Annotated in this window: 25 protein-coding genes and 3 tRNA genes; 1 reads left to right on the forward strand and 27 read right to left on the reverse strand. The window is 58.5% G+C overall.

Annotated features, from left to right (window positions below; translation table 11 throughout):
• Positions 1 to 3: 3 nt before the first annotated feature.
• From V8G57_RS16490 to V8G57_RS16500, 3 genes are read right to left on the reverse strand one after another with little or no spacing between them, the layout of a single operon-like run.
• Complete coding sequence (locus V8G57_RS16490; RefSeq protein ID WP_092392960.1) at positions 4 to 801, reverse strand: ABC transporter permease; 798 nt, start codon at positions 799 to 801, stop codon at positions 4 to 6.
• Positions 802 to 818: 17 nt separating this feature from the next.
• Positions 819 to 1685 carry an ABC transporter permease gene (locus V8G57_RS16495; RefSeq protein ID WP_342830285.1) on the reverse strand — a complete coding sequence of 289 codons (867 nt, stop codon included), beginning with the start codon at positions 1683 to 1685 and terminating at the stop codon, positions 819 to 821.
• Positions 1678 to 2754, reverse strand: coding sequence for an ABC transporter ATP-binding protein (locus V8G57_RS16500; RefSeq protein ID WP_342830286.1), 1077 nt, complete (start codon positions 2752 to 2754; stop codon positions 1678 to 1680). Before V8G57_RS16500 ends, V8G57_RS16495 begins: the two co-directional genes overlap by 8 nt.
• Positions 2755 to 2939: 185 nt before the next feature.
• On the opposite strand from V8G57_RS16500, the gene V8G57_RS16505 reads away from it, so the two are divergent.
• Positions 2940 to 3776, forward strand: a complete 837-nt coding sequence (locus tag V8G57_RS16505; protein ID WP_342830287.1) for an IclR family transcriptional regulator — start codon at positions 2940 to 2942, stop codon at positions 3774 to 3776.
• A 301-nt stretch (positions 3777 to 4077) separates the two neighbouring features.
• Here the strand turns inward: V8G57_RS16505 and V8G57_RS16510 are convergent.
• The 24 genes from V8G57_RS16510 to fabD form a co-directional block, all read right to left on the reverse strand.
• Positions 4078 to 4153, reverse strand: a tRNA-Gly gene (locus tag V8G57_RS16510).
• 10 nt (positions 4154 to 4163) lie between these two features.
• Positions 4164 to 4237: transfer RNA gene (locus V8G57_RS16515), tRNA-Cys, on the reverse strand.
• A gap of 119 nt (positions 4238 to 4356) precedes the next feature.
• Positions 4357 to 4432 (reverse strand) — tRNA-Gly (locus tag V8G57_RS16520).
• 114 nt (positions 4433 to 4546) lie between these two features.
• Entirely contained in the window at positions 4547 to 5140 is a 594-nt protein-coding gene (pgsA, locus tag V8G57_RS16525) for a CDP-diacylglycerol--glycerol-3-phosphate 3-phosphatidyltransferase (protein ID WP_061540860.1), read from the reverse strand.
• A 127-nt stretch (positions 5141 to 5267) separates the two neighbouring features.
• The gene (uvrC, locus tag V8G57_RS16530; RefSeq protein ID WP_092392950.1) at positions 5268 to 7136 is read right to left on the reverse strand and encodes an excinuclease ABC subunit UvrC; all 1869 of its coding nucleotides are present in this window, start codon (positions 7134 to 7136) and stop codon (positions 5268 to 5270) included.
• Positions 7137 to 7152: 16 nt separating this feature from the next.
• Entirely contained in the window at positions 7153 to 8205 is a 1053-nt protein-coding gene (nagZ, locus tag V8G57_RS16535) for a beta-N-acetylhexosaminidase (protein ID WP_342830288.1), read from the reverse strand.
• Positions 8202 to 8609 carry a holo-ACP synthase gene (gene acpS, locus V8G57_RS16540; RefSeq protein ID WP_092392944.1) on the reverse strand — a complete coding sequence of 136 codons (408 nt, stop codon included), beginning with the start codon at positions 8607 to 8609 and terminating at the stop codon, positions 8202 to 8204. Before acpS ends, nagZ begins: the two co-directional genes overlap by 4 nt.
• 11 nt (positions 8610 to 8620) lie before the next feature.
• The gene (gene pdxJ / locus V8G57_RS16545; RefSeq protein ID WP_092392941.1) at positions 8621 to 9379 is read right to left on the reverse strand and encodes a pyridoxine 5'-phosphate synthase; all 759 of its coding nucleotides are present in this window, start codon (positions 9377 to 9379) and stop codon (positions 8621 to 8623) included.
• 51 nt (positions 9380 to 9430) lie between these two features.
• Complete coding sequence (gene recO / locus V8G57_RS16550) at positions 9431 to 10282, reverse strand: DNA repair protein RecO (RefSeq protein WP_342830289.1); 852 nt, start codon at positions 10280 to 10282, stop codon at positions 9431 to 9433.
• Positions 10283 to 10306: 24 nt separating this feature from the next.
• A complete protein-coding gene (gene era, locus V8G57_RS16555; RefSeq protein WP_092392935.1) occupies positions 10307 to 11236 on the reverse strand; it encodes a GTPase Era in 930 nt (309 codons plus the stop codon).
• Positions 11233 to 12225, reverse strand: coding sequence for a ribonuclease III (gene rnc / locus V8G57_RS16560; RefSeq protein WP_342830290.1), 993 nt, complete (start codon positions 12223 to 12225; stop codon positions 11233 to 11235). Before rnc ends, era begins: the two co-directional genes overlap by 4 nt.
• Positions 12226 to 12288: 63 nt before the next feature.
• A complete protein-coding gene (locus V8G57_RS16565; RefSeq protein WP_092392929.1) occupies positions 12289 to 12657 on the reverse strand; it encodes a DUF4845 domain-containing protein in 369 nt (122 codons plus the stop codon).
• A gap of 27 nt (positions 12658 to 12684) precedes the next feature.
• A complete protein-coding gene (gene lepB / locus V8G57_RS16570) occupies positions 12685 to 13602 on the reverse strand; it encodes a signal peptidase I (RefSeq protein ID WP_342830292.1) in 918 nt (305 codons plus the stop codon).
• Entirely contained in the window at positions 13599 to 15392 is a 1794-nt protein-coding gene (gene lepA / locus V8G57_RS16575; RefSeq protein ID WP_092392923.1) for a translation elongation factor 4, read from the reverse strand. The genes lepB and lepA overlap by 4 nt, the downstream gene beginning before the upstream one ends.
• Positions 15393 to 15753: 361 nt before the next feature.
• Positions 15754 to 16032 carry a glutaredoxin family protein gene (locus tag V8G57_RS16580; protein ID WP_342830293.1) on the reverse strand — a complete coding sequence of 93 codons (279 nt, stop codon included), beginning with the start codon at positions 16030 to 16032 and terminating at the stop codon, positions 15754 to 15756.
• A 101-nt stretch (positions 16033 to 16133) separates the two neighbouring features.
• Complete coding sequence (locus V8G57_RS16585) at positions 16134 to 17621, reverse strand: DegQ family serine endoprotease (protein ID WP_342830294.1); 1488 nt, start codon at positions 17619 to 17621, stop codon at positions 16134 to 16136.
• A gap of 18 nt (positions 17622 to 17639) precedes the next feature.
• Positions 17640 to 18656 (reverse strand): MucB/RseB C-terminal domain-containing protein, encoded by a 1017-nt coding sequence (locus tag V8G57_RS16590; RefSeq protein ID WP_342830366.1) that lies wholly within the window; start codon positions 18654 to 18656, stop codon positions 17640 to 17642.
• A 1-nt stretch (position 18657) separates the two neighbouring features.
• Positions 18658 to 19272: a sigma-E factor negative regulatory protein gene (locus tag V8G57_RS16595; protein ID WP_342830295.1), complete on the reverse strand. Its 615-nt coding sequence runs from the start codon at positions 19270 to 19272 to the stop codon at positions 18658 to 18660.
• Positions 19273 to 19326: 54 nt separating this feature from the next.
• Positions 19327 to 19929, reverse strand: coding sequence for an RNA polymerase sigma factor RpoE (gene rpoE / locus V8G57_RS16600; RefSeq protein WP_014006857.1), 603 nt, complete (start codon positions 19927 to 19929; stop codon positions 19327 to 19329).
• Between the two features lie 81 nt (positions 19930 to 20010).
• Positions 20011 to 20505 (reverse strand): protein YgfX, encoded by a 495-nt coding sequence (locus tag V8G57_RS16605; RefSeq protein ID WP_342830297.1) that lies wholly within the window; start codon positions 20503 to 20505, stop codon positions 20011 to 20013.
• Positions 20506 to 20570: 65 nt separating this feature from the next.
• On the reverse strand, positions 20571 to 21812 hold the full coding sequence (gene fabF, locus V8G57_RS16610) for a beta-ketoacyl-ACP synthase II (RefSeq protein ID WP_342830299.1): 1242 nt from the start codon (positions 21810 to 21812) through the stop codon (positions 20571 to 20573).
• 30 nt (positions 21813 to 21842) lie between these two features.
• Positions 21843 to 22082, reverse strand: a complete 240-nt coding sequence (acpP, locus tag V8G57_RS16615) for an acyl carrier protein (protein ID WP_342830300.1) — start codon at positions 22080 to 22082, stop codon at positions 21843 to 21845.
• Between the two features lie 168 nt (positions 22083 to 22250).
• Positions 22251 to 23021 (reverse strand): 3-oxoacyl-ACP reductase FabG, encoded by a 771-nt coding sequence (gene fabG, locus V8G57_RS16620; RefSeq protein WP_342830301.1) that lies wholly within the window; start codon positions 23019 to 23021, stop codon positions 22251 to 22253.
• Entirely contained in the window at positions 23018 to 23950 is a 933-nt protein-coding gene (gene fabD, locus V8G57_RS16625; protein ID WP_342830302.1) for an ACP S-malonyltransferase, read from the reverse strand. Before fabD ends, fabG begins: the two co-directional genes overlap by 4 nt.
• Positions 23951 to 23958: the final 8 nt, after the last annotated feature.

Here is a 23958-nt window from a genome sequence, read left to right on the forward strand (position 1 = left end):
GATTCATCCCTGCTGGCCGATCAATACCTTGTCCAACCCGTAGACGCGATCCAGCACCAGCATCGCGGCGCCGGTAACCAGGATCATCAATGCCGACACCGAAGCCATCATCGGGTCGATCGATTCGGTGGCGTACATGTACATGCGCACCGGCAGGGTGACGGTAGCCGGCGTGGTCACGAAAATCGACATGGTCAGCTCGTCGAAACTGTTGATGAACGCCAGCAGCCAGCCGCCGGTAATGCCGGGCAGGATCATCGGCAGCGTGACGCGCCGGAATACCGTCCAGGGTCCGGCGCCGAGCGACTGCGCGGCCTGTTCGGCGCTTCGGTCCATGCCCACTACCGCTGCCAGCACCAGCCGCAATACATAGGGGCTGATCACCACCACGTGGGCCACCACCAGCCAGCTGAATGAACCGCTGACACCCATGCTGGCGAACAGGCGCATCAGCGCCACCCCCAGCACCAGGGAGGGAATGATCAGCGGCGACAGGAACAAGGCATTCAGGAAATCGCGGCCGGCAAAACCCAGGCGTCCTATCGCCAATCCTGCCGGCAGCGCGATGCACAGCGAGAGCGTGGCGGACAGCAGGGCCAGCAGCAAACTGTTGTAGAACGATTGCACGAAGTCGGGATGTTCGAAGACGGCCTTGAACCAGCGCAATGAAACACCGTGGGTCGGCAAGGACAGCGTGTCTTCCGGCGTAAACGCGACCAGGCACACCACCAGCAGCGGCGCCAGCACAAACGCCACCACCAGCGTGTGGAATATCAAGGCAATCGGACCATTGTTGCGCATACGATCGGTTTCCCCGGTTAGCCCAGCGTCCTGGAATACTTGCGTTCCAGGACCCGGTTGTAGCTCAGCATGATGAGCAGGTTCGCCAGCAGCAGGATGATGGCTATCGACGCTCCCAGCGGCCAGTTGAGCGAGCCGAGGAATTCGTCGTAGACAGTGGTCGCCACCACTTTCAGGCGGCGTCCGCCCAGCAAGCCCGGAATCGCAAAGGCGCTGGCGCTGAGGCCGAACACGATCAGGCTGCCGGACAGGATGCCGGGCAAGACTTGCGGCAGCACGATCCGCCGCAGCACCGTCGCCGGCGAGGCGTTCAGGGACAAGGCCGCCTGGGCGACGGTAGGATCCAGCCTTTGCAAGGAGGTCCATACTGGAATCACCATGAACGGCAGCATCACGTGCACCAGGGCGATCACAACGGCGCCCGTGGTGTAGAGCAGCTTGAGCGGCGCAAAACCGAACCAGGCGATAGCCGAATTAACCAGGCCGTTGGCGCTGAGCAGCATGCTCCAGCCGAAAGCGCGCACCACTACCGACACCAGCAGGGGACCGAGGATGACGATCAGGAAAATCGAGCGCCACGGTTTCCCCATGCGGCTCAGCACATAAGCTTCCGGCGCGCCGATCACTATGCAGATGAGCGTGGTCAGTCCCGCTATCCAGAATGTGCGCAAGAAGATGGAATGGAAATATTCGTCGCTGAACACCTGCCAGTAGTTGTTCAGGCTGAATTTGGCGACGATGCCGGTGCCGGAATCGAAGCCGTAGAAAGACAGCAGCAAGGTCAGCAGCAACGGCACCAGCACCATCGTGAAAAAAAGGATCACGCCCGGTGCGGTCAGCAAGTACGGCAGCGATGGCGACGACAGCGCGGGCGACTTAGCCATGCCGGACCTCGGGCTGTCCGCGCTTGACGATGTGCAGCGCATCCGCCGGCCAGCGCAAGGAAACCTCCTGGCCGTCGCTGCATGCGGCATTGCCGCAGTTCTGCCAGGTGGCCAGCAAATCACCCAGTCCGGTGTCGATGTGATACAGCCATTGGTTGCCAAGGAACACGCCGGAACGCACCCGGCCGCGAATGATTTCATCCTGCGGGCTGCAGCGTTCCAGTTTTTCCGGGCGCAGGCAAAGCATGACCTGTTCGCCGATGTGCAAGGTGGCGTCGTTGGTGTTCAGCAGATGCCCGTGAACATTCAGCGCTGATCCATGCTGGCTGACTGAGGCCACCTGCCCTTCGAACAGGTTGGCCTTGCCGACGAACTGCGAGACAAACTGGTTGACCGGCGATTCATAGGCATCGAACGGCTTGGCGATCTGGATCGCGCGGCCGGCATCCATCACCACCACGCGGTCGCTCATCGACAAGGCTTCCGACTGGTCATGCGTGACCATGATGGTAGTGGTGCCGACCTTGCGCTGGATCTCGCGCAGCTCTACCTGCATGTCCTCGCGCAGCTTGGCGTCGAGATTCGACATCGGCTCATCCAGCAGCAGCACCGGCGGTTCAATCACCAGGGCGCGCGCCAGGGCCACCCGCTGGCGCTGGCCGCCGGACAGCTCGCGCGGATAACGATGGCTGAATTTTTCCAGGTGCACCAGCGCCAGCGCCTTGCGTACCCGCTCCGCGCATTCGTCCGGTGCAATCCGCCGCATTTCCAGGCCGAAGCCGATATTGCCGCTCACCGTCATGTGCGGGAACAAGGCATAACTCTGGAACACGATGCCGAGGCCGCGGCGGTTCGGTTTTTCATGGGTGATGTCGCGCCCATCCAGCAGCACCCGGCCCGCGCTCGCCTCGATAAAACCGGCGATCATTTGCAGGGTGGTGGTCTTGCCGCAGCCGGAAGGTCCGAGCAGCGAAACGAACTCCCCCTTCTCTACCGTCAGGTTGAGTTTCTCCACCGCGGTGAAGTCACCGTAGTGCTTGGATAGGTTTTCCAGCTGTAGAAACGACATCGACTTGTCTCCCATGACGGTCGGTTTTGCATCCAATACCTTGCCAAAGCCTTTTCCGAAATATAGTGAAAAGAAAAATCAGGGTCAATTCAATATTCCATATACCAGACTAATTATTTGATTTACTCCATTAAATGAATATATTATTAAAAATATAGATATATATATTCCACCTGGAGAAATTGATGAAGGATCAAGATGGTTCTACCGGAACCAGCCTGCAGCGCGGTTTCGCGATTATCCGGGCCCTGGCCGCAAGCAGCGGAGATGGCGCCAAGCTGACCCATATCGCCCAGGCCACCGGCCTGGCCCAGCCCACTGCGCACCGCATCCTGCGCGCACTGGCGGGCGAAGGCGTGGTCGAGCAGGATGAACGCAGCAAGGCCTATCGCTTGAGCGTGGAATTTTTTGCGCTCGCTGCGCGCGCCGGCCAGCGCGGCAACTTGCGCGATATCTGCCGCCCCATCCTGCTGCGGCTGTCGGCAGCGCTGGGCGACACCATGTTCTTGCTGGTGCGCAGCGGCTACGACGCGATGTGCCTGGACCGCAGCGAGGGGCCGTTCCCGATCCGTTCGTTTACGGGAGACGTAGGCGGCAGGGTGGCGCTCGGGGTCGGCCAGGGAGCATTGGTGATCCTGGCGTTCCTGCCGGAAGCGGAACGGGAAGAAATCATCCGCTTCAACCTGCCGCGCCTGCTGGACCTGGGCTTGTACGACGAAGTGTATCTGCGCACCGAAATCAAGCGTTCTCTCGATCTTGGCTACGCCGCCAGCCACGGCGTCGGGCTGCTGCCCGGCATGGCGGGCATTGCGGTGCCGGTGCTGGACCGCCAGGGCCGTGCGGTGGCCGCCCTGAGCGTCGCCACGCTGGCGGAAAGACTGAATGCCGATCGTTTGCCGACCGTGGTGCAGATATTGAAGAAAGAAGCCGCGAGCGTCGGCGCGCAGCTTAACCCGTTCGACCCGGTGCTGCGCAGGCCTGCGCAGATACTCGGCGGCTTGCCGGTTGAGCCGCCAAAATGACAAAACGACCGGCTCGCGCGTACGGACCGGTCGTCAAACTGAATAGCAGAACGTAAATTGGAAAGGATGCGGCTGTCGCGATAGCCGATAAAGGAGAAGACTCCCGGAACCCAGTCCTATCTGGAAAGTGGCCCCGGCGAAAGGTGAATCTACTCGTGTATCGGCACTCTGCGGAGAACGGCGCAAGACTCTGGAAAACCATGCATGCAGAATACTCTGCGAGCACATCAGGAGAAAAACCAAAGGAGGATTTTTTACTGAAACGGCAAGGAAGACATGTTCATCTTCCTTGCCTGGAATATGGAGCGGGAGAAGAGTCTCGAACTCTCGACCTCAACCTTGGCAAGGTTGCGCTCTACCAACTGAGCTACTCCCGCATATGGAGTCTGGAGGCGGGGGTCGGGATCGAACCGGCGTAAACGGCTTTGCAGGCCGCTGCATAACCACTTTGCTACCCCGCCAGGGGTGTCCTGCTGCAAAATCAAAGCATATTGGCTGGATGGACATCTGCCAGGCAATACGATCAGCTATTGATTCTACATAAAAAAAGGAAGCTTTTTCCAGCTTCCTTTTTTGAATCTGGAGCGGGAGAAGAGTCTCGAACTCTCGACCTCAACCTTGGCAAGGTTGCGCTCTACCAACTGAGCTACTCCCGCATTTGTTTCTTTTTCTGTATTAACTACAGAGACGACATTATAGTTGATCTACAGAGCTTGTCAATAATTTCGAAAAATATTCATCACATTTTTTCAAAACACCGACTTTTTACTTCACTGCTTGTTGTTTTCTTTTGCTGCGGTAGTTTCCTTGATCAGCGGCCACGCTTTACGCAAATAATAAAACATGGACCACACCGTCAACACCGCTGCTATCACCAGCAGCACCTGTCCCCAGAAACGGGTATCGATGCCAAGCAGGTCGCCATAATACAACAACATCGGGATCGCGACCATCTGTGCCGTGGTTTTAATTTTACCGATGGAGCTGACGGCGACCGATTTCGATGCGCCGATCTGCGCCATCCATTCACGCAAGGCGCTGATGGCGATCTCGCGGCCGATGATCACAAACGCGATGATGGGATCGACCCGCCCCAGGTGCACCAGCACCAGCAAGGCGCCGGCGACCATCAGCTTGTCCGCGACCGGATCCAGGAAAGCGCCGAAAGCCGAGGTCTGGTTCCAGCGCCGCGCCAGGAAACCGTCAAACCAGTCGGTCACTGCGGCGACGATAAAAATGATGGTGGACGCCAGGCCCAGCTGCAGCGTCGAAAAACCGAGGTCAGGAAGATAGAAGACACCGACCACCAACGGGATCAAGGCAACCCGCAACCAGGTCAGTAAAATCGGAATATTAAATGGCATAAATGGTTTTATGGGTAAGGAGCCAACTGTTCATGTTTTAATTATCTAGGAGTATGCCGCAGTTGGGAAACAAAACCTGCAAAAGCAACAAGCAAAGAACCGGCTTGCAACACAATGCCGGCGGGTGCTAATGCAGCTGCTTGTAGATCTCCTCCGCCAGCAGCCTTGATATCCCCTCCACCGAGGCAATGTCCTCGATGCTGGCGTCGGCCACACCGCGCAGTCCGCCAAAACGCGCCAGCAGCTTCTGGCGGCGCTTGGCGCCGATCCCTTCAATCTCTTCCAGCCGCGAACTCTGGCGCGCCTTGGCCCGCTTGGCGCGCATGCCGGTGATGGCAAAGCGGTGCGCCTCGTCGCGGATCTGCGCGATCAGCATCAATGCTGCCGATTCCTTGCCGAGCTCGCGTGCGGCGCGGCCGTCGGCAAAGATGAGCGTTTCCAGCCCGACCTTGCGCCCCTCGCCTTTGGCGACGCCGACGATCAGGCTGATATCCAGCCCCAGTTCGGCCAGCACCTGGCGCGCCATTTCAACCTGCCCCTTGCCGCCGTCGACCAGCACGATGTCGGGCATCACGCCGTCGCCGTTGGCCACTTTTTCGTAGCGCCGCATCAGCACCTGGCGCATCGCGGCGTAGTCGTCGCCAGGCGTGATGTCCTTGATGTTGTAGCGCCGGTATTCGCCGTTTTGCATGGCGTGATGATGGAACACCACGCAGGATGCTTGCGTGGCCTCGCCCGAGGTATGGCTGATGTCGAAGCACTCGGCGCGCAAGCTGTCGATATCTTCGACTTCAAGGCCCAGCACCTCCACCAGCGCGCGCGTCCTGGATTGCTGCGACCCCTGCTCCGACAGCAGCCTGGCGAGCGAAATCTCGGCGCCCTTCTGCGCCATCTCCAGCCACTGGCGGCGCTGCCCCTGCGGCTGGAACAGCAGGTTGATACGGTGGCCGCATTGTTCCATCAGCGCCACCATCAGGGCCGGTTCGTCGAATTCGATATTCAGGATCAGGGTGCCGGGAATGAACGTATCGATGTAATGCTGCGCCATGAAGGCTTTGAGCACAGCGACTTCAATGGTTTCGCCCGCCGCTTCTTCCGGGTTCGACAGCGCGCCGTCGACATGGCTCGGGAAATACGCACGGTCGCCCAGGTGGCGGCCGCCGCGCACCATCGCCAGGTTGACGCAGGCGCGCCCGCCCTGGACGATGACGGCGACGATATCGATATCGCTGTCGCCCACGGTTTCCATGCTTTGCTGATGCAATACGCGCGACAGCGCGGTAATCTGGTTGCGCACCGCGGCCGCCTGCTCGAACTTCAGTTCGGCGGCGTAGGCATGCATCTTCTTGTCCAGCGTCGTCAATACTTCGGTCTGCCGTCCGCGCAGGAACTTGGCGGCATTGTCGACATCGGTCAGGTAATCCTCATGGCTGACCAGCTTCACGCACGGCGCGCTGCAGCGCTGGATCTGGTGCAGCAGGCAAGGCCGCGTACGGTTGGCGAAGACGCTGTCTTCGCAGGTGCGCAGCAAGAATACCTTCTGCAGGATCTGCATCGATTCCTTGACCGCCCAGGCATTCGGGAAAGGGCCGAAATACTGGTTCTTTTTATCCACCGCGCCACGGTAATACGCCATGCGCGGATATTCCTGGCCGCTGATTTTCAGGTAGGGATAGGATTTGTCGTCGCGGAAAAGAATGTTGTAGCGCGGCTGCAGGCTCTTGATCAGGTTGCTTTCCAGGATCAGGGCTTCCGCCTCGCTGCGCGTCACCGTGGTCTCCAGCCGGGCGATGCGCTCGACCATCATGGCGGTGCGCGGACTGGCGAGATTCTTCTGGAAATAGCTCGACACCCGCTTCTTCAGGTCGCGCGCCTTGCCGACATACAGGATATTGTCGGCTGCGTCGAAATAGCGATACACGCCAGGCAGGTTCGGCAGCTTGGCGACGGTCTCCAGCACCACCGCGCGCGGATCGGGAATTTCAGCTTCAGTCATGATGCCAGATCATACCTTACAGCAGCGCTTGCACCAGCGACCTGGCGGCCAGGTAGCGCGCATCGGCTTGCAATGTTTCCCAATCCAGCGCCGCCGTTTGCGGCACCAGCGCGGTCAGGCGCGCGCACGATGCCGGCGTGGCGCCGCCGTCCAGTCCGGCCAGCAGCTGGTCAGCCTTGTCCGGCGAATTGCAGATCAGGACCACGTCGCAGCCGGCCGCCAGCGCCGCCTTGGCGCCATCCAGCACGCCGCCGGCCGAAGCGGCGGCTTCCATGCTCAAGTCGTCGCTGAAAATCACGCCGTTGAAACCGATCTCCTCGCGCAGGATGGTCAGCCATTTCCGGGAGAATCCGGCCGAGTGCCGGTCCACCTTGGAATAAATCACATGCGCCGGCATCACCGCCGCCAGGCTCATGCCGAGCCAGTCGTAGGGCTTGACGTCTTCTTCCATGATCTGCGCCAGGCTGCGGTCGTCGACCGGCAGCGACGAATGGGAGTCGCCATGCACATAACCGTGGCCGGGAAAATGCTTGCCGCAGTTAGCCATGCCGGCCAGCGCCAGTCCGTGGTTCAGGCTCTTTGCCAGCAAGGCGACTACGCGCGGATCGCGATGGAAAGCGCGTTCGCCGATCACGCTGGAATCGCCGTAATCGAGATCCAGCACCGGCGTGAACGACAGGTCGACGCCGCAGGCGCGCAGTTCGCTGGCCAGCACGAAACCTACCGCGGTCGCTGTCTTGGTTGCAGCCAGCACATCGCGGTCCCATTGCTGCCCGAGCAGGCGCATCGCCGGCAGGCGGGTAAAACCGTCGGTCCTGAAGCGCTGCACCCGGCCGCCTTCATGGTCGACTGCGATCAATATGCCGGGACGCGCGGCATGGATCGCAGCGGTCAGCGCGGTCAGCTGCGCGCGGTCCTGGTAGTTGCGCGTGAACAGGATCACGCCGCCGCTAAGCGGATGCCGGATGCGGCGGATATCGTCTGCGCTCAGGCTGGCGCCGACCACGTCCAGCATGACCGGGCCAAGCGCAGCCTGGCCGGCTGCGCGCTGTTTCAAACCACTACTCATGTTTTCTCCACGCGATTCTGTTCCACAATGACAAAGGCGACCGCGTACTCCACTTCATCGGTAATCGATACCTGGGCGGTCAAGCCCCTGCTTTGCATGTATTCTTCCAACGCCGGGTTGACCACGACGACAGGCTTGCCGCTGGGCGCATTCAAGGTTTGCATGGCGCGCCAGGTCATCGGCATCTTCATGCCCAGCCCGAGCGCCTTGGAAAAAGCCTCTTTGGCCGCAAAACGGGTGGCCAGGAAACGGATGCCGCGCGCCTCTACCTTGGTTTTGCGCTGCAGGTATTTTTCCATTTCCTGGGGGCCCAGGATTTTTTCGGCGAAACGATCGCCGTTGCGCTGCAGCGCCGCGGCTATGCGCGGAATCTGGATGATGTCGGTGCCGATGCCATAAATCATCACAAGCCTTTCTATTTTCCCAGGCGTGCTTTCACCATCAGGGCTTTCATTTCGCTGACGGCGTTTTTCCAGCCGACGAACACTGCGTGCGCCACGATGGCGTGGCCGATGTTCAGCTCGGCGATATCGGGAATGGCGGCAATGGCCTGGGTATTGCTGTAATGCAGGCCGTGGCCGGCATTGACCTTGAGGCCGCGTTTGACGCCCTCCTGCACCGCGATCTGCACCCGCTCCAGCTCGCTGCGTTGCCCAGCTTCGTCATGCGCTTCGGCATAACGTCCGGTATGCAGTTCGATCACCGGCGCGCCGATTTCCGCCGCAGCCTGGATCTGGTCGGCTTCAGGATCGATGAACAGGCTGACCCGGATGCCTTCCGCCTGCAACTGCCGCACCGCCGCCTGCACCTGGGTAAAATACTTGACGACGTCGAGGCCGCCCTCGGTGGTCAGTTCATGCCGGCGCTCAGGCACCAGGCAAGAATCCTCCGGCTTGATCTTGCAGGAAAAATCGATCATTTCCTGGGTCACTGCCGCTTCCAGGTTCATCCGCGTGCGCAATTGCGGCCGGATGATTTCGACGTCGGCATCCTTGATGTGGCGCCGGTCTTCGCGCAAATGCAAAGTGATCACATCGGCGCCCGCCTCTTCCGCCTGCAATGCCGCTTGCAGCGGATCGGGGTAAGTGGTGCCGCGCGCATTGCGCAAGGTGGCGACGTGATCGATATTGACGCCAAGGTCGATCACGGCGGAGGTAGGGTTGAGATAGCTCATCGTATGCTCAGGTAATGGGATGGGATTTGTCGGCGGCAGTCATCTGCATCTTTACAGCTGCATCAGGTCGATCAGGATCTGCCGCGTGTTCAATGGCGCGCCGCCCAGGTGGTGGGCCAGCAGGAAGCGCATCAGGACCTTGCTCTGGGCCTGGGTGACGACGTCGCTATAGTCTTCCCGCTCCATGTCGAGCAAGGTCTTGCCGCTGACGCGCGGCCAGGAATCGGCTGCGCGCGCAAGACGCGGGCCGCGTTCGGGATCGACCACGTAATTTTCGGCAGGATCTACCGCTTGCCGGCTGCTGGTGCAGCGGGTGAAATCGCCGGCGACGCCGGTCTGCTTGAGCAGCGCTCTTTCAAACTGGCGCAGGACGATCGGCGCCGGTTCCTGGTGCGCCAATTGATTCAGCGTGGTGACGTAGTGATCGAACAGCGCCGCGTGCGGATCGTCGCGCGCCACCAGCTTGACCAGCAGTTCATTCAGGTAAAAACCGCACAGCAAGGCTGATTTTTCCAGCGGCAGCAAGCCGCCTACCCATTCGGCGGCGATCAGGGTGCGGATTTCGGATTTGCCGCTCCAGCTCAGCGACAAGGGCTGGAAGGTTTGCAGCACGCCGCGCAGCTTCGACAAAGGACGCTTGGCGCCCTTGGCAACCAGCGCGATGCGGCCGTAATCGCGGCTGAAGACATCGATGATCAGGCTGGTTTCGCGGTGCGGGTAGCTGTGCAGGACAAAGCCGGGCTGGCCTGTGACGCGGGTATCCAGCGGCCGGGCCCGGCGTTTGGGCTGGCTGGAAGCTGCAGCGCCGCCAGCCTCGCCGATGACGGCGATCAATTCATCTTCAACCACGGTCGGCTGCATGGCAACTTCTCCGGCGGTGTCGTCAGCGATGATGGCGCTCATGCTCAATGAGGTATGGAGTCGGGCTTATTCGTAGCCGTAGGCGCGCAATCCGGCTTCGTTGTCGGCCCAGCCGGATTTCACCTTGACCCAGATTTCCAGGTATACCGGACCGCCGAACAGGCGTTCCATGTCCAGCCGCGCCTGGGTTGAAATATCCTTGAGGCGGGCGCCCTTCTGGCCGATCACCATCGACTTGTGGGTATCGCGCTCGACCAGGATCGCCGCGAACACGCGGCGCAGGTTGCCTTCAAGTTCGAATTTTTCGATCAGGACCGTGCTGGTATAAGGCAGTTCATCGCCGACAAAACGGAATACTTTTTCACGCACGATTTCGGCCGCGAGGAATTTCTCGCTGCGGTCGGTAATATCGTCTTCGCCGAACATCGGCGGATTGGCCGGCAGGTGCTTGCGGATTTCGCCTTGCAGGTTATCCAGCTGGAAGCGCAGCTTGGCCGATACCGGCACCACCGCGGCGAAATCGCGCATGGCGGCGATTTTCTGGGCGAACGGCAACAGCACCGCCTTGTCCTTGACCCGGTCCGATTTGTTGATCACCAGGATGCAAGGCACGTTGGCCGGCAGCAAAGCCATCACTTGCTGGTCAGCGGGGCCAAAGGTGCCTGCTTCGATGATGTACAGGATGACGTCGGCCGCTGTCAGCGTCGTGGTCACGGTGCGGTTCAGCGTCTTGTTCAGCGCATTCGAATGGCGCGTCTGGAAACCTGGCGTGTCGACATACACGAACTGCGTGTCGGCCACGGTCTGGATCCCGGTGATCCGATGGCGCGTGGTCTGCGCCTTGCGCGACGTAATGCTGACCTTGGCGCCGATCAGCTCGTTCATCAAGGTCGACTTGCCTACGTTAGGGCGACCGACAATAGCTATGTAGCCGCAACGGAAATCAGCTGCAGCCGACGACATAGCAGTCGATGCCTGGGGTGTAGAGTCTGTCATGCGGTTTTCGATTTACTCGTAGTATGGGGTGTTGCATTAGAAGGAGCGGCGGCGCCGGCTGCGGCGATGGTTTCCGCGACAGGGCTCGCCTTGGCTGGGGTGGCTGCCTCAGCGCTGCCGTTGACGGCCGGCGCATGGGTTTTCGCCGGTGTTTTGGCGGCCACCTCGACCGGCGCTTTATCCTTGGCCGGCGCGGCAGGCTTGCCGGCTTCATCCGGCGCCGCTTCCGGCGCATCCGGCTGGATCGTCGCAATCCCGCTCAGTTTCAGCTGCGCGGTGCGCGGCTTGGCTTTGCGCGGCGCGGCCGGCGCTTTCACAAAGGCTTTTTGCACCGCTTCCAGCGCCAGCTTGGCTGCGGCCTGCTCGCCGGCGCGGCGGCTGCCGCCGTTGCCGAAGACCTGGATATCCAGCTTCGGCACCAGGCATTCGATTTCGAATTCCTGGTTGTGCGCGGCGCCGTGGGTAGCCACGACGTTATATTGCGGCAAGGCGATCTTTTTCCCTTGCAGGTATTCCTGCAGCAGGGTCTTGGCATCCTTGCCCAGGGTCTTGGGATCGACGGTATCGAGGATCGGGATATACAAGGCGCGGATCACGTCGCGCGCGGCGTCAAAGCCGGCGTCCAGGAAAATCGCGCCGAACAGCGCTTCCAGCGTATCGGCCAGGATCGAAGGCCGGCGAAAGCCGCCGGACTTCAGTTCGCCCTCGCCCAGCCGCAGGAATTGCGACAGTTCCAGCCTTTGCGCAATTTCATACAGCGATTGCTGCTTGACCAGGTTGGCGCGCACCCGCGACAGGTCGCCTTCGTCTATCTTGGTATAGCGGTCGAACAGCAATGAAGCGACAACACAGTTCAGGATCGAATCGCCGAGGAATTCCAACCGTTCGTTATGCAAGGTGCTATGGCTGCGATGCGTCAAGGCCTGCTGCAATAACGTAGCATCCTTAAAAGTGTGGCCTAGCCGATTCTGCAATAACATGAGGTCCATTTTTTTCTTCGACGTTTACGGTTGTCGTCCGCGCTAGTTCTTCAACATTTGGTTCAACACCGGTCAAGACTTGGCGGTGCTGCCTGCATAATCGATCAGCAAGCTGACAGGTCCGACCAGCGGAATCTTTTTCTGGTACGCAAAGCTGATCTGGATATCGTCGCCATTCTTGGTGATTTCCAGGTCTTTTCCTGAAATCGCATCGATGTAGCCCACCTCGGCCTGCTTGTTGAACGCATTCTGGATTTCCTGCACCGTGGTGCCGGACGTCCGGGCTGCGGCAATCGCTTTCTTGATCGAAAAATATTCGATCGTGGTCGGTGTCACCTTGGCCACCAGCACACCGATACAGCCGAGGACCGCCAACACAACGATCAGGCCGAATAATGTAATGCCCTGCTGCTTCCGTGTAGATCCGGAAATTCTTGTCATCCCTGACTCCGCAATGGTTTAAATGGTTTATTTAAAGAAAGTGCCAATACGCTTGAAATTGCCTAAGTTCATCCAGACCAAAAATGCTTTTCCAACAATATTTTCATCCGGTACAAATCCCCAGTAACGGCTGTCTTCGCTGTTATCCCGATTATCCCCCATCATGAAATAATTTCCAGCAGGAACGGTACAGGTAAAACCTTCAGGGTTATAGGAACAAGCGTCCTTGTTAGGGAAATCCATCACGCCTTCCAGCGAAATCGGTGGCCGGCCGCTGCGCACTGCGATCGTATGTTGCACGTTTGACAGGTTTTCCGTGAATTGCTGGGAGTAGTCCAGGCTGTCCTCATTCAGGTAATCCGGCAGCGACACATAAGAAAGAGCTTGACCGTTAATCGTTAAGCGCTTGTTTTGGTAAGTTATTTTATCACCGGGCACCCCAACCACGCGCTTGATGTAATCGAGCGACATATCCTTGGGATATTTGAACACCATCACGTCGCCGCGCTGCGGGTTATGCATTTCGATCACTTTTTTATTCAGGATCGGCAAGCGGATACCGTAAGTAAACTTGTTGACCAGGATCAGGTCGCCCACCAGCAAGGTCGGCACCATCGAACTCGATGGAATCTTGAACGGCTCGTACAGGAACGAGCGCAAGAAAAACACCATGGCGATCACCGGGAAAAAGCTGCCGGAATATTCTACCCAGGTCGGCTGGCGCAGCAGGTTCGCTTCCAGCGCGGCACGGCCGCTGTTCTCCAGCTTGATGCCGTCGGCGCTCAGCTTGGCGTTGCGGGCGTCGAATTCGGCCAGCGCGGCGTCGGCCTTGGCGCGCCGCTGCTTGCTGAGGTAGAAGCGGTCAAAAAACCAGATGATGCCGGTGACAACGGTCAAGACAAACAGGATTAATGCGAAATTTCCTAAGATTGATTGCAATGTCATTTTTCATCCACTTGTAAGATTGCCAGGAATGCTTCTTGCGGGATCTCGACGGAACCCACCTGCTTCATCCGTTTTTTACCGGCCTTCTGCTTTTCCAGCAATTTGCGCTTGCGGCTGATATCGCCGCCGTAGCATTTCGCCAGCACGTTCTTGCGCAGGGCCTTGACGTTTTCGCGCGAAATGATATTGGCGCCGATCGCCGCCTGGATCGCAACATCGAACATCTGGCGCGGAATCAGCTCGCGCATCTTGGCCGCCACTGCCCGGCCGCGGTACTGGCTGTTGGCGCGGTGCACGATGATCGCCAGCGCATCGACCTTTTCGCTGTTGATCAGCATGTCGACCTTGACCACGTCGGCCGAACGGTATTCCTTGAATTCGTAGTCCATCGAGGCGTAACCGCGCGAAGTCGATTTCAGGCGATCGAAGAAATCGAGCACCACCTCCGCCATCGGGATTTCATAGGTCAGCTTGACCTGCTTGCCGTGGTAGCTCATGTCGATCTGCTGCCCGCGCTTCTGGGTGCACAGCGTAATGACCGAACCGACATATTCCTGCGGCATGTACAGGTTGACGGTGACGATCGGTTCGCGCACTTCTTCGATATTCGACGGATCGGGCATCTTCGACGGATTGTCCACCAGCATGATGGTGCCATCGCGCTTCACCACCTCGTAGATCACGGTAGGCGCGGTAGTGATCAAGTCCATGTCGAACTCGCGCTCCAGCCGCTCCTGGACGATTTCCATGTGCAGCAAACCGAGGAAGCCGCAGCGGAAACCGAATCCCAGCGCTTGCGATACCTCCGGCTCATACTGCAGGGCAGCGTCGTTCAGCTTGAGCTTTTCCAGCGAGTCGCGCAGCGCATCGTACTGGTTGGCCTCGACCGGGAACAAGCCGGCGAACACCTGCGGCTGCACTTCCTTAAAACCAGGCAAGGCCGCCGCTGCGGGCTTGCCGGCCAGGGTGACGGTATCGCCTACCTTGGCGGCCTTCAGCTCCTTGATGCCGGCGATGATGAAACCCACCTGGCCGGCGGACAGCGATTCGCGGGCCTGCGATTTAGGCGTAAACACGCCAACGCTTTCCGTCAGGTGCTGGGAACCGGTAGCCATCAGCAGGATCTTGTCTTTAGGACGCAGCGTACCGTTCTTGATACGCACCAGCATCACGACGCCGACATAATTGTCGAACCAGGAATCGACGATCAAGGCTTGCAAAGGGGCGTCCGGATCGCCTTTCGGCGGCGGCACCTTGACAATCAGCGACTCCAGCACCTCGCGCACGCCAAGCCCGGTCTTCGCCGAGCAGTGCACGGCATCGTGGGCATCGATCCCGATCACGTCTTCGATTTCGGCGATTGCATTGTCGGGATCGGCGGAAGGCAAGTCGATCTTGTTCAATACCGGCACCACTTCCACACCCAGGTCAAGCGCGGTATAGCAGTTGGCCACGGTCTGGGCTTCCACCCCTTGCGAGGCGTCGACCACCAGCAGCGCGCCTTCGCAGGCGGACAGCGAACGGCTGACTTCATAGCTGAAGTCGACGTGGCCCGGGGTATCGATCAGGTTCAGGTTGTAGACCTGCCCATCCAGCGCCTTGTAGGACAGCGCCGCGGTCTGGGCCTTGATCGTGATGCCGCGCTCGCGCTCGATATCCATCGAGTCGAGCACCTGAGCTTCCATTTCACGATCAGACAAGCCGCCGCAGGATTGGATGATACGGTCCGCCAGGGTGGATTTACCGTGGTCGATGTGGGCGATGATGGAGAAATTACGGATGTTGTTCATTGACAGACGCGATTACAAAAAAAGCGCTCTGAGCCGGGCCCAGCACAGTGTTTCGCATTTGACGAAACACCGCACATGTGTCCCAGGCGAGCGCCTTTTATGACAGGTTATTCAGTGCCGTCATTTTACCGGATTTCAGAGGGGAAAACCGACAAATCAAAGGCCTGAAGATATTGCCTTCCAGTATAACAAGGAAAGCGTTTTATCAACATACTCCTATAAGTATCTTAAAAGCACCTTAAAACAAGGGCCGCAAGAGACTCTTTTTTTGTTTCCCGGCAGGAGTATGCGAAAGATAATTTTCCGGACAGAAATTATTTTATTATATTTTTAGTAATTAAAATGCCTGATTGGCCGCTGTTCAGCCGTCGTCGCCTAAAAATCCCTTTACTGCCTCGGCATCAAGAAAATAATGACAAAGCTGTACCGGCGGCTGGCCGTCCCTGCTTCCGACGAGCACCGGGACCAGCTCATCATATCTGGCCACCAGTTCAGGATCTGCATCGACATCGACCAGCTCGACAGTAAACCAGCCGGCCGCGCTTTCGTCCGGCGCCTGCAAAGCCAGCAGCGCCTGGCGCATGTCGTCGCACAAATGGCAGTAGGACCGGTTATATAGCGTGAAGTGAAATTTTGACATCCCTGGACCCTGGAACACATGGGGCGGCAAGCCGCACCGGCAAAAACAAAAAGCTGCAGACCTCGACAGCCTGCAGCTCCGGATAACGACAATCAGCGCCGTCAGTTGCCTGGGCGCAGCGGGACGAATTGCGACGACTCGCCGCGGCGCACCAGCAGCACCGCCATTTTCTTCGGCTCCAGTTTGGCAACCAGGGCGTTGAACTGCTTGACATCCTTGATATCGGTATTGTTCAAGCGCTGCACCACATCGCCGGCACGCAAGCCGGCCCGCGCCGCACTGCCCTCGGACGTCTCGATGACCACTCCGCCGTCGACGCCCAATTCTTTCTTCTTGGCTTCGCTCAGGTCACTGGCTGTCAAGCCCAGTGCGTTGGCAACCTGCTCCTTCTTCTTCGGCTTGACGTCATCGTCCGCGGCGACCTTGTCGGCCGCCAGTTCGGTGATCGTGATCGGGAAGTCGCGGCTGCTGCCCTTGCGCCAGACGCTGATGGTGCCGCGCGCACCCGGCTTGGTATTGCCGACCAGGCGCGGCAGGTCGTTCGCCTTGTCGATTGCCACGCCGTTGAATTTCAGGATGATGTCGCCGGCCTGCAAACCAGCCTTGGCTGCCGGTCCGTCAGGTTCGACCCGCGCCACCAGCGCGCCTTCAGCCTTGGGCAAGCCCAGCGATTCAGCCACGTCCTTGGTCACTTCGCCGATCTGCACGCCGATCCGGCCGCGCGTCACCTTGCCCGAGGCTTTCAGCTGGTCCGACACGCGCATGGCTTCGTCGATCGGGACCGCAAACGAAATCCCCATGAAACCGCCGGAACGGCTGTAGATCTGCGAGTTGATGCCGACCACTTCGCCGCGCATGTTGATCAATGGCCCGCCGGAATTGCCTGGATTGACCGCAACATCGGTCTGGATCAGAGGCAGGTAGTCGCCGGTGTCGCGCGCTTTCGCCGAAATGATGCCGGCGGTCACGGTGTTCTCGAGGCCGAACGGCGAGCCGATCGCCAGCACCCATTCGCCAGCCTTGATCTTGTCGGAATCGCCCATCGTCAGGCGCGGCAGGTTGGCGCCGTCGATTTTCAACAAGGCGACATCGCTGCGAGTGTCCGCGCCGATCACCTTGGCTTTGAATTCGCGTTTGTCGGTCAGTGTCACATACACTTCGCTGGCGCCGTCGATCACATGGGCGTTGGTCATGACATAACCATCGGTCGAAATCACGAAGCCGGAGCCGACTCCGCGCGGCACCTCTTCCTGCTGCTTGGGATCAGCCTTGCGGCCGCGCTGGCCGGGAACCTGCGGGCGCGGCATGTTGGGAATCGGGACGCCGAAAAAGCGGCGGAAAAAATCCTGCATTTCGTCGTCGCTAGGGTCGCCCGAATCGCCCTGGCCGGAACCGCTTTTAACTTTTTCAGTAGTACGGATATTGACCACCGCAGGGCCGGTTTTTTCGACGATGTCGGTAAAATCCGGCAATCCGGATACCGGCGCGGCAATCGCCTGAGGGCCGGCGCCAAGCATGGCGGGAACAAAAAAAGTGGCTGTCGCAGCGACAACCATGGCAGATAAAACGGAACGAACCGGAACAGGCATTTTCGTAGTCATAAAGTTTTATTTGTTTTTGAGTTCAATCGAATTCGCCACCTGCCTCATTGCCGCAGGCGGCACATCGCCCACAATCGTCAGCCAATAATCCCCTTGCCGCTTGCCGACGATATTCAATGCTCCCTGCTGCAAGGATCCTTCGGTACGGCTCTGGCTGCCCGGTTCGATAAAGATCGAAATCGCCACCAGCCCGTCGGAAAAAATCAGCTGCGATACTTCGCGCCGCATTGCCGCTGTGCCGGCAGCGCTCTTCGAAGACGGCGCATCGGCCACCAAGCGCTTAAGTTCGCGTACTTTCTTGAAACCGGGAGGCATGCCGGTAACCGTCCATTCGTTCAGATTGGTCGGATTGATCACGCTGCTTTCCGTATGCCAGGAACTGGTGTTGCCAAAGCTCGGCTTCAGGTGGCTGTGATCGATGTTGCCGATGCCGATCTGGGTAAACGAAATCTGCTCGACGATCTCGTTCTTGCCGTTCAGCGTTTGCGCCCGCAACAGCAGGCCGGAATTTTTTTCCGCCCACAGCTTGTAGCCGTAACGCATGTTGTCCTTGGGCTCCAGCAGCACTGCCTGGCAATCGAACCCGGCTACCCGCCCGGTTTCGCCCATTTTGACATTGTAGTAATCCGTCAGGTCGGCCGGCAGCGCTGCCAGGATGGCAGGAAAACCGTCTTGCGTGACGCGCTTCTCGACAATCTTGGTCCGCGTCTCCGGCATATAGCAGGTAACATCTTCGTTACGCCGGATATATTCGCGCGGCTGTCCGTCGAGAATCTCCAGTTTCTCTATTTCATTCCGGCCTTCCAGCACATGCGTGATACGCGAGGTGCGTATCTGGTTCGCCTGCTGATAAATGAAAGTGCCGGAATAATTCAGCCTTTGCGCCGCCGACTGGATTTTTTTCAACAGCGCCTGCGCCTCCTGCTTGTCAGCCGTGTTTGCAGCATCGGTGCTTTCCGCGTGCGCGGAAAGCACCATGACCAGCGACAGAACGACTCCCAGCAAGACCCGCGTCTGCCGCATATTAGTTATTAGCATCAGGGGCAAATGTAGCCGGCCGAGCGTATTGCGCAGCGCTATAAAGAGAAGGAGAGAAACGTTGATGCGCTGTCAGATATTCGTCCATCCGCGAATCCCGCAGCACTTCTCCGGCATGCGTGACGACATGGTCGTCGCTGACAGCGGATGCGGACGCCAGCGTCATCTGCTGTGCCGCCGGACCGCTGACTACCACCGTCTGCGGAGTGACGATGAACGCCGCCACGGCTACGGCAGCAGCCGCCATGCCAGGCAAGGCGAAGCGCTTGATCGTGCGCCTGACGCCTATCACGCCGACGCGTACAGGCTGGCCGCCACCGACAGCAATCTGTTCGGACGGCTGCGAAGTGACGGCCAAGGGCGCGGCAATGATAGCCGGCTCGGCATCCAGCCGCGCCGCCATGCGGGCGGAAAAATCCGCGCTCATGGTCAACGCCATATCGTCCGAACGCATGATGTCGCCTATCTGGTGATAGACGTCCCACGCGTCGCGGCCATCCGCTTGGCGCAAAGCCGCCAGCGCCATATCCACATAGGCGTCGGACAATTCCCCGTCAGCCAAGGCAGAGATCTGCTCTTGGGTTATATCTTTGGTATTCATAAGTCACCTTAAAACCTGGCCAACCCCTTCGTTCCCGAAAAACCGCTATCTTTTTTACCAACGTTTGTCGATGGCCGTATCCAGCAATGGCCTCAACTTATCTGCGATAGCTTCCCGTGCTCTAAATATCCGACTGCGTACCGTTCCTATCGGACATCCCATTGCTTCAGCAATTTCGTCATAACTCAATCCCTCAATCTCGCGCAAGGTAATCGCCGTACGCAGTTCTGCCGGCAGCGCCTCCATCGCAGTATTCACGGTTTGTGCTATCTGCTTGGTGGCCAGCAAGGATTCCGGAGTGTTTATATCCCTTAGTTGCTCGCCATCGTCAAAAGTTTCTGCTTCCTCAGAATTTGCCTCGGTTGAGGTGGGCGCCCTGCGCCCTTGCGTCACCAGGTAGTTCTTCGCAGTGTTGATGCCAATCCGATACAGCCAGGTGTAAAAGGCCGAGTCGCCCCTAAACTGAGGCAGCGCCCGGTACGCCTTGATAAAGGCTTCCTGCACAACATCCTCGGCTTCTGCCTGGTCGCGCACCAGCCGCGAAACAAGACGCATCAGCTTGCGTTGGTATTTAATTACCAAGAGCTCGAACGCCTTCTTATCGCCACGCTGTACGCGCTCGACAAGCAGTTGATCAATTTCGCGTTCTGTCGTCAATCCCCATTCCCTTGTTTTGTTGCGACTTGCATACGGGCGCGGAAATAGATAGTAAGCAATGACAAAAGTTCAATACCATGCTTATGCATTATCCAATCCAGCGAGTCCCGTTCTATTCGTCCGCGACGCAATCCAGCGGCATGCCACGGATAAATTTCTGAAAGCATCGTCAGAGACACAGTCAGGCAGTATAGCGATTGTTCGGACCGAGCCGCTATCCAATCGAAGGCGCAGCAGCAGTAAATGTGACCAGAGAGTAGTGCCACCAAGCAATCTCGCTGGAGATGGCATCTGTTTTTTGGTAGACGGGGTTACCACATCGGCAATCCTGATGCGACCGCTTCCGGAAATATCGATGTGAACAGCTTGCCTGCTACGATAGTAGCGCGTTATTCCGTAAATAGCCGCTGCTAAACACAGCAAGGCCAGAGCAAGGCGCTCGGGTAACGCTAAATCGCCGACAGCACCGGCGGCAATCAATGCGCCTGTCGATGCGGCCAGCAGACATTGCAGGCCAACCAGCGCTGACAGCACCCTGGAGGGCTGGATCACGACTGACTGGGCGATCGACATCATGGCAAGCTTAAAACGAATTTCGAACCGGTATCCGCGGAGACCGGTTCGAAGCCTGCTGCAAAAGTTTAGATTTTGCCAAAAACCAAGGTGCCATTCGTGCCGCCAAAGCCGAATGAGTTTTTGACTGCGATGTCTATTTTCATATCCCGCGCGGTATTGGCGCAGTAATCAAGATCGCACTCAGGATCCTGGTTGAAAATATTGGTAGTCGGCGGCGATATCTGATTGTGCAAAGCCAGCACGGTAAACACCGACTCCAGGCCGCCTGCGCCACCCAGCAAATGGCCGGTCATCGACTTGGTCGAATTGACCACCAGTTTGTAAGCGTGATCGCCGAAAGCCGCCTTGATTGCTTCGGTTTCGTTCTTGTCGCCCAGCGGGGTCGAAGTACCGTGCGCATTCAGGTATTGCACCTGGTCGGGATTGATGCCGGCATCGCGCAAGGCATTGCCCACGCAACGGCGCGGACCATCCAGGCTAGGCGCAGTCATGTGGTAAGCATCGCCGCTCATGCCGAAGCCAAGCAGTTCCGCGTAAATCTTGGCGCCGCGCGCCTTGGCGTGTTCGTATTCTTCGAGCACCAGCACGCCGGCGCCCTCGCCCAATACGAAACCGTCGCGATCCTTGTCCCATGGACGCGAGGCGGTAGCCGGATCGTCGTTGCGCGCCGACAAGGCGCGCGCCGAGGCAAAACCGCCGACTCCCAGCGGGGACACGCTTGATTCCGCACCGCCGGCGATCATCACGTCGGCATCGCCGTACTGGATCATGCGGCCGGCTGCACCGATGCAATGCAAGCCTGTGGTGCAGGCAGTCACGATCGCCAGATTCGGTCCTTTCAGACCGTATTTGATCGACAGGTTGCCGGAAATCATGTTGATGATCGATGCCGGGATGAAGAACGGACTGATCCGGCGCGGGCCGCGACTGGTCAGTTCGGCATGCGTTTCTTCGATCAAAGGCAGACCGCCAATGCCGGAGCCGATGATGACGCCTATCCGCTCAGCATTAGTTTCAGTTACTTCCAGGCCACTGTCTTGCATCGCCTGCATCCCCGCCGCCATGCCATAGTGGATAAAAGTATCCATATGGCGTGCTTCTTTGGCAGGAATGTAATCTTCGATATTGAAGCCCTTCACTTCTCCCGCAAAACGCGTGGAAAAAGCGGTGGCATCAAACTTAGTGATGGCTGCGATCCCTGATTTGCCTGAGATAATCGCACTCCACGCATCGGCAATCGTATTGCCGACCGGTGAAATGCAACCCAGGCCAGTGATCACAACGCGACGTTCACGTGTGCGGCTCAAGCGGTTCTCCTGGATACATTCAAAGCTTGCTTAGGCCTTAACGTGAGCCGTAGCGTAAGTAATTGCTTCTTGTACTGTAGTGATCTTTTCAGCTTGTTCGTCAGGAATTTCCATTTCGAACTCATCTTCCAGCGCCATCACCAGTTCAACTGTATCGAGCGAATCAGCACCCAGGTCGTTGACAAACGACGACTCATTCTTGATCTCTGCTTCTGCGACGCCCAGTTGCTCAGCGACGATTTTTTTAACGCGTTGTTCGATATCGGACATGTGATGCCTCCATTAGGTTACAGAAAGTGCGCGCATTTTAGCAGGTTTGCGCATTGAAAATTTACTTTCGACATTAGTCTTTAAGATTTAACAAAACCATGCCAAAAGCTTCTAAATAGGTGTTACTTACATTTAACTCTGAAATAAGCCCGGAACTGCAGGTTTGCTTCAGCTCATGTACATGCCGCCGTTCACGTGCAAAGTGGTGCCCGTAATGTAGCCGGCTTGCGGGGATGCCAGGAAAACCACGGCTGCCGCCACATCGTCGGCCGCGCCTAGCCGTCCCAGCGGGATCTGCTGCAGCAATGAGGCGTGCTGCTGCTCGCCCAGGCCCTTGGTCATGTCGGTGTCGATAAAACCCGGCGCGACGCAATTGACCGTGATGTTGCGGCTGCCGATCTCACGCGCCAGCGCCCGGCTCATGCCGGATACGCCGGCCTTGGCGGCCGCATAGTTCATTTGCCCCGGATTGCCGGCCGAACCGACTACCGAAGTGATATTGATGATGCGGCCATGCTTGGCCTTCATCATGCCACGCAAGACGGCGCGCGACAAACGCGCCACGGCGGTCAGGTTGGTGGAAATGACCGCATCCCATTCCTCGTCCTTCATGCGCATCGCCAGCTGATCCTGGGTAATGCCTGCATTATTGACAAGAATCGACAAACTGCCAAACTCTTTCTGCGTCAGCTCGACCGCTGCGGCGCAGCCGGCGGCGTCATTCACATTCAGCACGATACCGCGGCCGTTGCCCGGCTGGCTAGCCTCCAGGTATTCGGTGATCGCCGCAGCGCCCGCCTCGGAGGTTGCCGTACCGATCACCTTGGCGCCGCGCTGGAGCAGTTGCAATGCAATCGCCCGGCCGATGCCACGGGATGCGCCTGTGACCAAAGCCACCTGGCCGATCAAATCCTGTGAAACTGTAATTGGTAAAGTCACTTGAATGTCTCCAACATTTTATCCAGCGACGCCTGGTCGATAATCATGTCGCTGATCAGGCTGTCATTAATACGCTTGGTCAAGCCAGCAAGAACCTTGCCCGGACCGCATTCAACCACATGGGTGACGCCTTCGGCAGCAATTTTCTGCACCGTTTCCACCCAGCGCACCGGACTGGCCGCTTGCCGCACCAGCGCATCCTTGATGGCTTCCGGATCATTGACGATGGCGACATCGACGTTATTGATCAGCGCAATCTGCGGCGCGGTGAAAACCAGGCCTTGCATGTATTCACGCAAACGATCCGACGCCGGCTTCAGCAACGAGGAATGAAATGGGGCCGATACCGGCAATGGCAAGGCGCGTTTCGCACCTTTTTCTTTGGCCGCGATACAAGCGCGCTCGATTGCACCTTTATGGCCGGCGATGACTACCTGCGCCGGCGCATTGAAATTCACCGCTTCGACGATCTCGCCCTGGGCCGCAGCCGCGCAGACCGCACGCACGTCTTCATCTGACAAACCGAGGATAACGGCCATGCCGCCCTGCCCGACCGGCACCGCTTGCTGCATCGCCTGCGCACGAAAGCGCACCAGCGGCACGGCATCCTTGAATGCGATCACGCCGGCGGCAACCAGGGCCGAATACTCGCCCAGGCTGTGGCCGGCCACCAGCGCCGGCGCCTTGCCGCCGGCGGCCAGCCAGGCCCGATAGCAGGCCACTGCGGCAGTCAGCATGACCGGCTGCGTATTGGTGGTCAGGTCCAGCTCTTCTTTCGGTCCTTCGGCAATCAGCTTGCCGAGATCGAATTGCAGCGCCTCGGAAGCTTCTGCGACAGTGTCTTTTACTACCGGATTGCCGGAAAAACCGTTCAGCATGCCAACGGCTTGCGAACCTTGGCCTGGAAAAACAAAAGCGAATTTATTCATGCCTTACC

This window comes from Collimonas rhizosphaerae (genome assembly GCF_038896935.1).
Classification (GTDB): domain Bacteria; phylum Pseudomonadota; class Gammaproteobacteria; order Burkholderiales; family Burkholderiaceae_D; genus Collimonas; species Collimonas rhizosphaerae.

What these genes read in the sequence shown, in the direction of transcription:
- V8G57_RS16490 (WP_092392960.1), bottom strand. Translation starts at nt 801, where the DNA reads ATGCGCAACAATGGTCCGATTGCCTTGATATTCCACACGCTGGTGGTG.
- V8G57_RS16495 (WP_342830285.1), bottom strand. Translation starts at nt 1,685, where the DNA reads ATGGCTAAGTCGCCCGCGCTGTCGTCGCCATCGCTGCCGTACTTGCTG.
- V8G57_RS16500 (WP_342830286.1), bottom strand. Translation starts at nt 2,754, where the DNA reads ATGTCGTTTCTACAGCTGGAAAACCTATCCAAGCACTACGGTGACTTC.
- V8G57_RS16505 (WP_342830287.1), top strand. Translation starts at nt 2,940, where the DNA reads ATGAAGGATCAAGATGGTTCTACCGGAACCAGCCTGCAGCGCGGTTTC.
- pgsA (WP_061540860.1), bottom strand. Translation starts at nt 5,140, where the DNA reads ATGCCATTTAATATTCCGATTTTACTGACCTGGTTGCGGGTTGCCTTG.
- uvrC (WP_092392950.1), bottom strand. Translation starts at nt 7,136, where the DNA reads ATGACTGAAGCTGAAATTCCCGATCCGCGCGCGGTGGTGCTGGAGACC.
- nagZ (WP_342830288.1), bottom strand. Translation starts at nt 8,205, where the DNA reads ATGAGTAGTGGTTTGAAACAGCGCGCAGCCGGCCAGGCTGCGCTTGGC.
- acpS (WP_092392944.1), bottom strand. Translation starts at nt 8,609, where the DNA reads ATGATTTATGGCATCGGCACCGACATCATCCAGATTCCGCGCATAGCC.
- pdxJ (WP_092392941.1), bottom strand. Translation starts at nt 9,379, where the DNA reads ATGAGCTATCTCAACCCTACCTCCGCCGTGATCGACCTTGGCGTCAAT.
- recO (WP_342830289.1), bottom strand. Translation starts at nt 10,282, where the DNA reads ATGAGCGCCATCATCGCTGACGACACCGCCGGAGAAGTTGCCATGCAG.
- era (WP_092392935.1), bottom strand. Translation starts at nt 11,236, where the DNA reads ATGACAGACTCTACACCCCAGGCATCGACTGCTATGTCGTCGGCTGCA.
- rnc (WP_342830290.1), bottom strand. Translation starts at nt 12,225, where the DNA reads ATGGACCTCATGTTATTGCAGAATCGGCTAGGCCACACTTTTAAGGAT.
- V8G57_RS16565 (WP_092392929.1), bottom strand. Translation starts at nt 12,657, where the DNA reads ATGACAAGAATTTCCGGATCTACACGGAAGCAGCAGGGCATTACATTA.
- lepB (WP_342830292.1), bottom strand. Translation starts at nt 13,602, where the DNA reads ATGACATTGCAATCAATCTTAGGAAATTTCGCATTAATCCTGTTTGTC.
- lepA (WP_092392923.1), bottom strand. Translation starts at nt 15,392, where the DNA reads ATGAACAACATCCGTAATTTCTCCATCATCGCCCACATCGACCACGGT.
- V8G57_RS16580 (WP_342830293.1), bottom strand. Translation starts at nt 16,032, where the DNA reads ATGTCAAAATTTCACTTCACGCTATATAACCGGTCCTACTGCCATTTG.
- V8G57_RS16585 (WP_342830294.1), bottom strand. Translation starts at nt 17,621, where the DNA reads ATGCCTGTTCCGGTTCGTTCCGTTTTATCTGCCATGGTTGTCGCTGCG.
- V8G57_RS16590 (WP_342830366.1), bottom strand. Translation starts at nt 18,656, where the DNA reads ATGCGGCAGACGCGGGTCTTGCTGGGAGTCGTTCTGTCGCTGGTCATG.
- V8G57_RS16595 (WP_342830295.1), bottom strand. Translation starts at nt 19,272, where the DNA reads ATGAATACCAAAGATATAACCCAAGAGCAGATCTCTGCCTTGGCTGAC.
- V8G57_RS16605 (WP_342830297.1), bottom strand. Translation starts at nt 20,505, where the DNA reads ATGATGTCGATCGCCCAGTCAGTCGTGATCCAGCCCTCCAGGGTGCTG.
- acpP (WP_342830300.1), bottom strand. Translation starts at nt 22,082, where the DNA reads ATGTCCGATATCGAACAACGCGTTAAAAAAATCGTCGCTGAGCAACTG.
- fabD (WP_342830302.1), bottom strand. Translation starts at nt 23,950, where the DNA reads ATGAATAAATTCGCTTTTGTTTTTCCAGGCCAAGGTTCGCAAGCCGTT.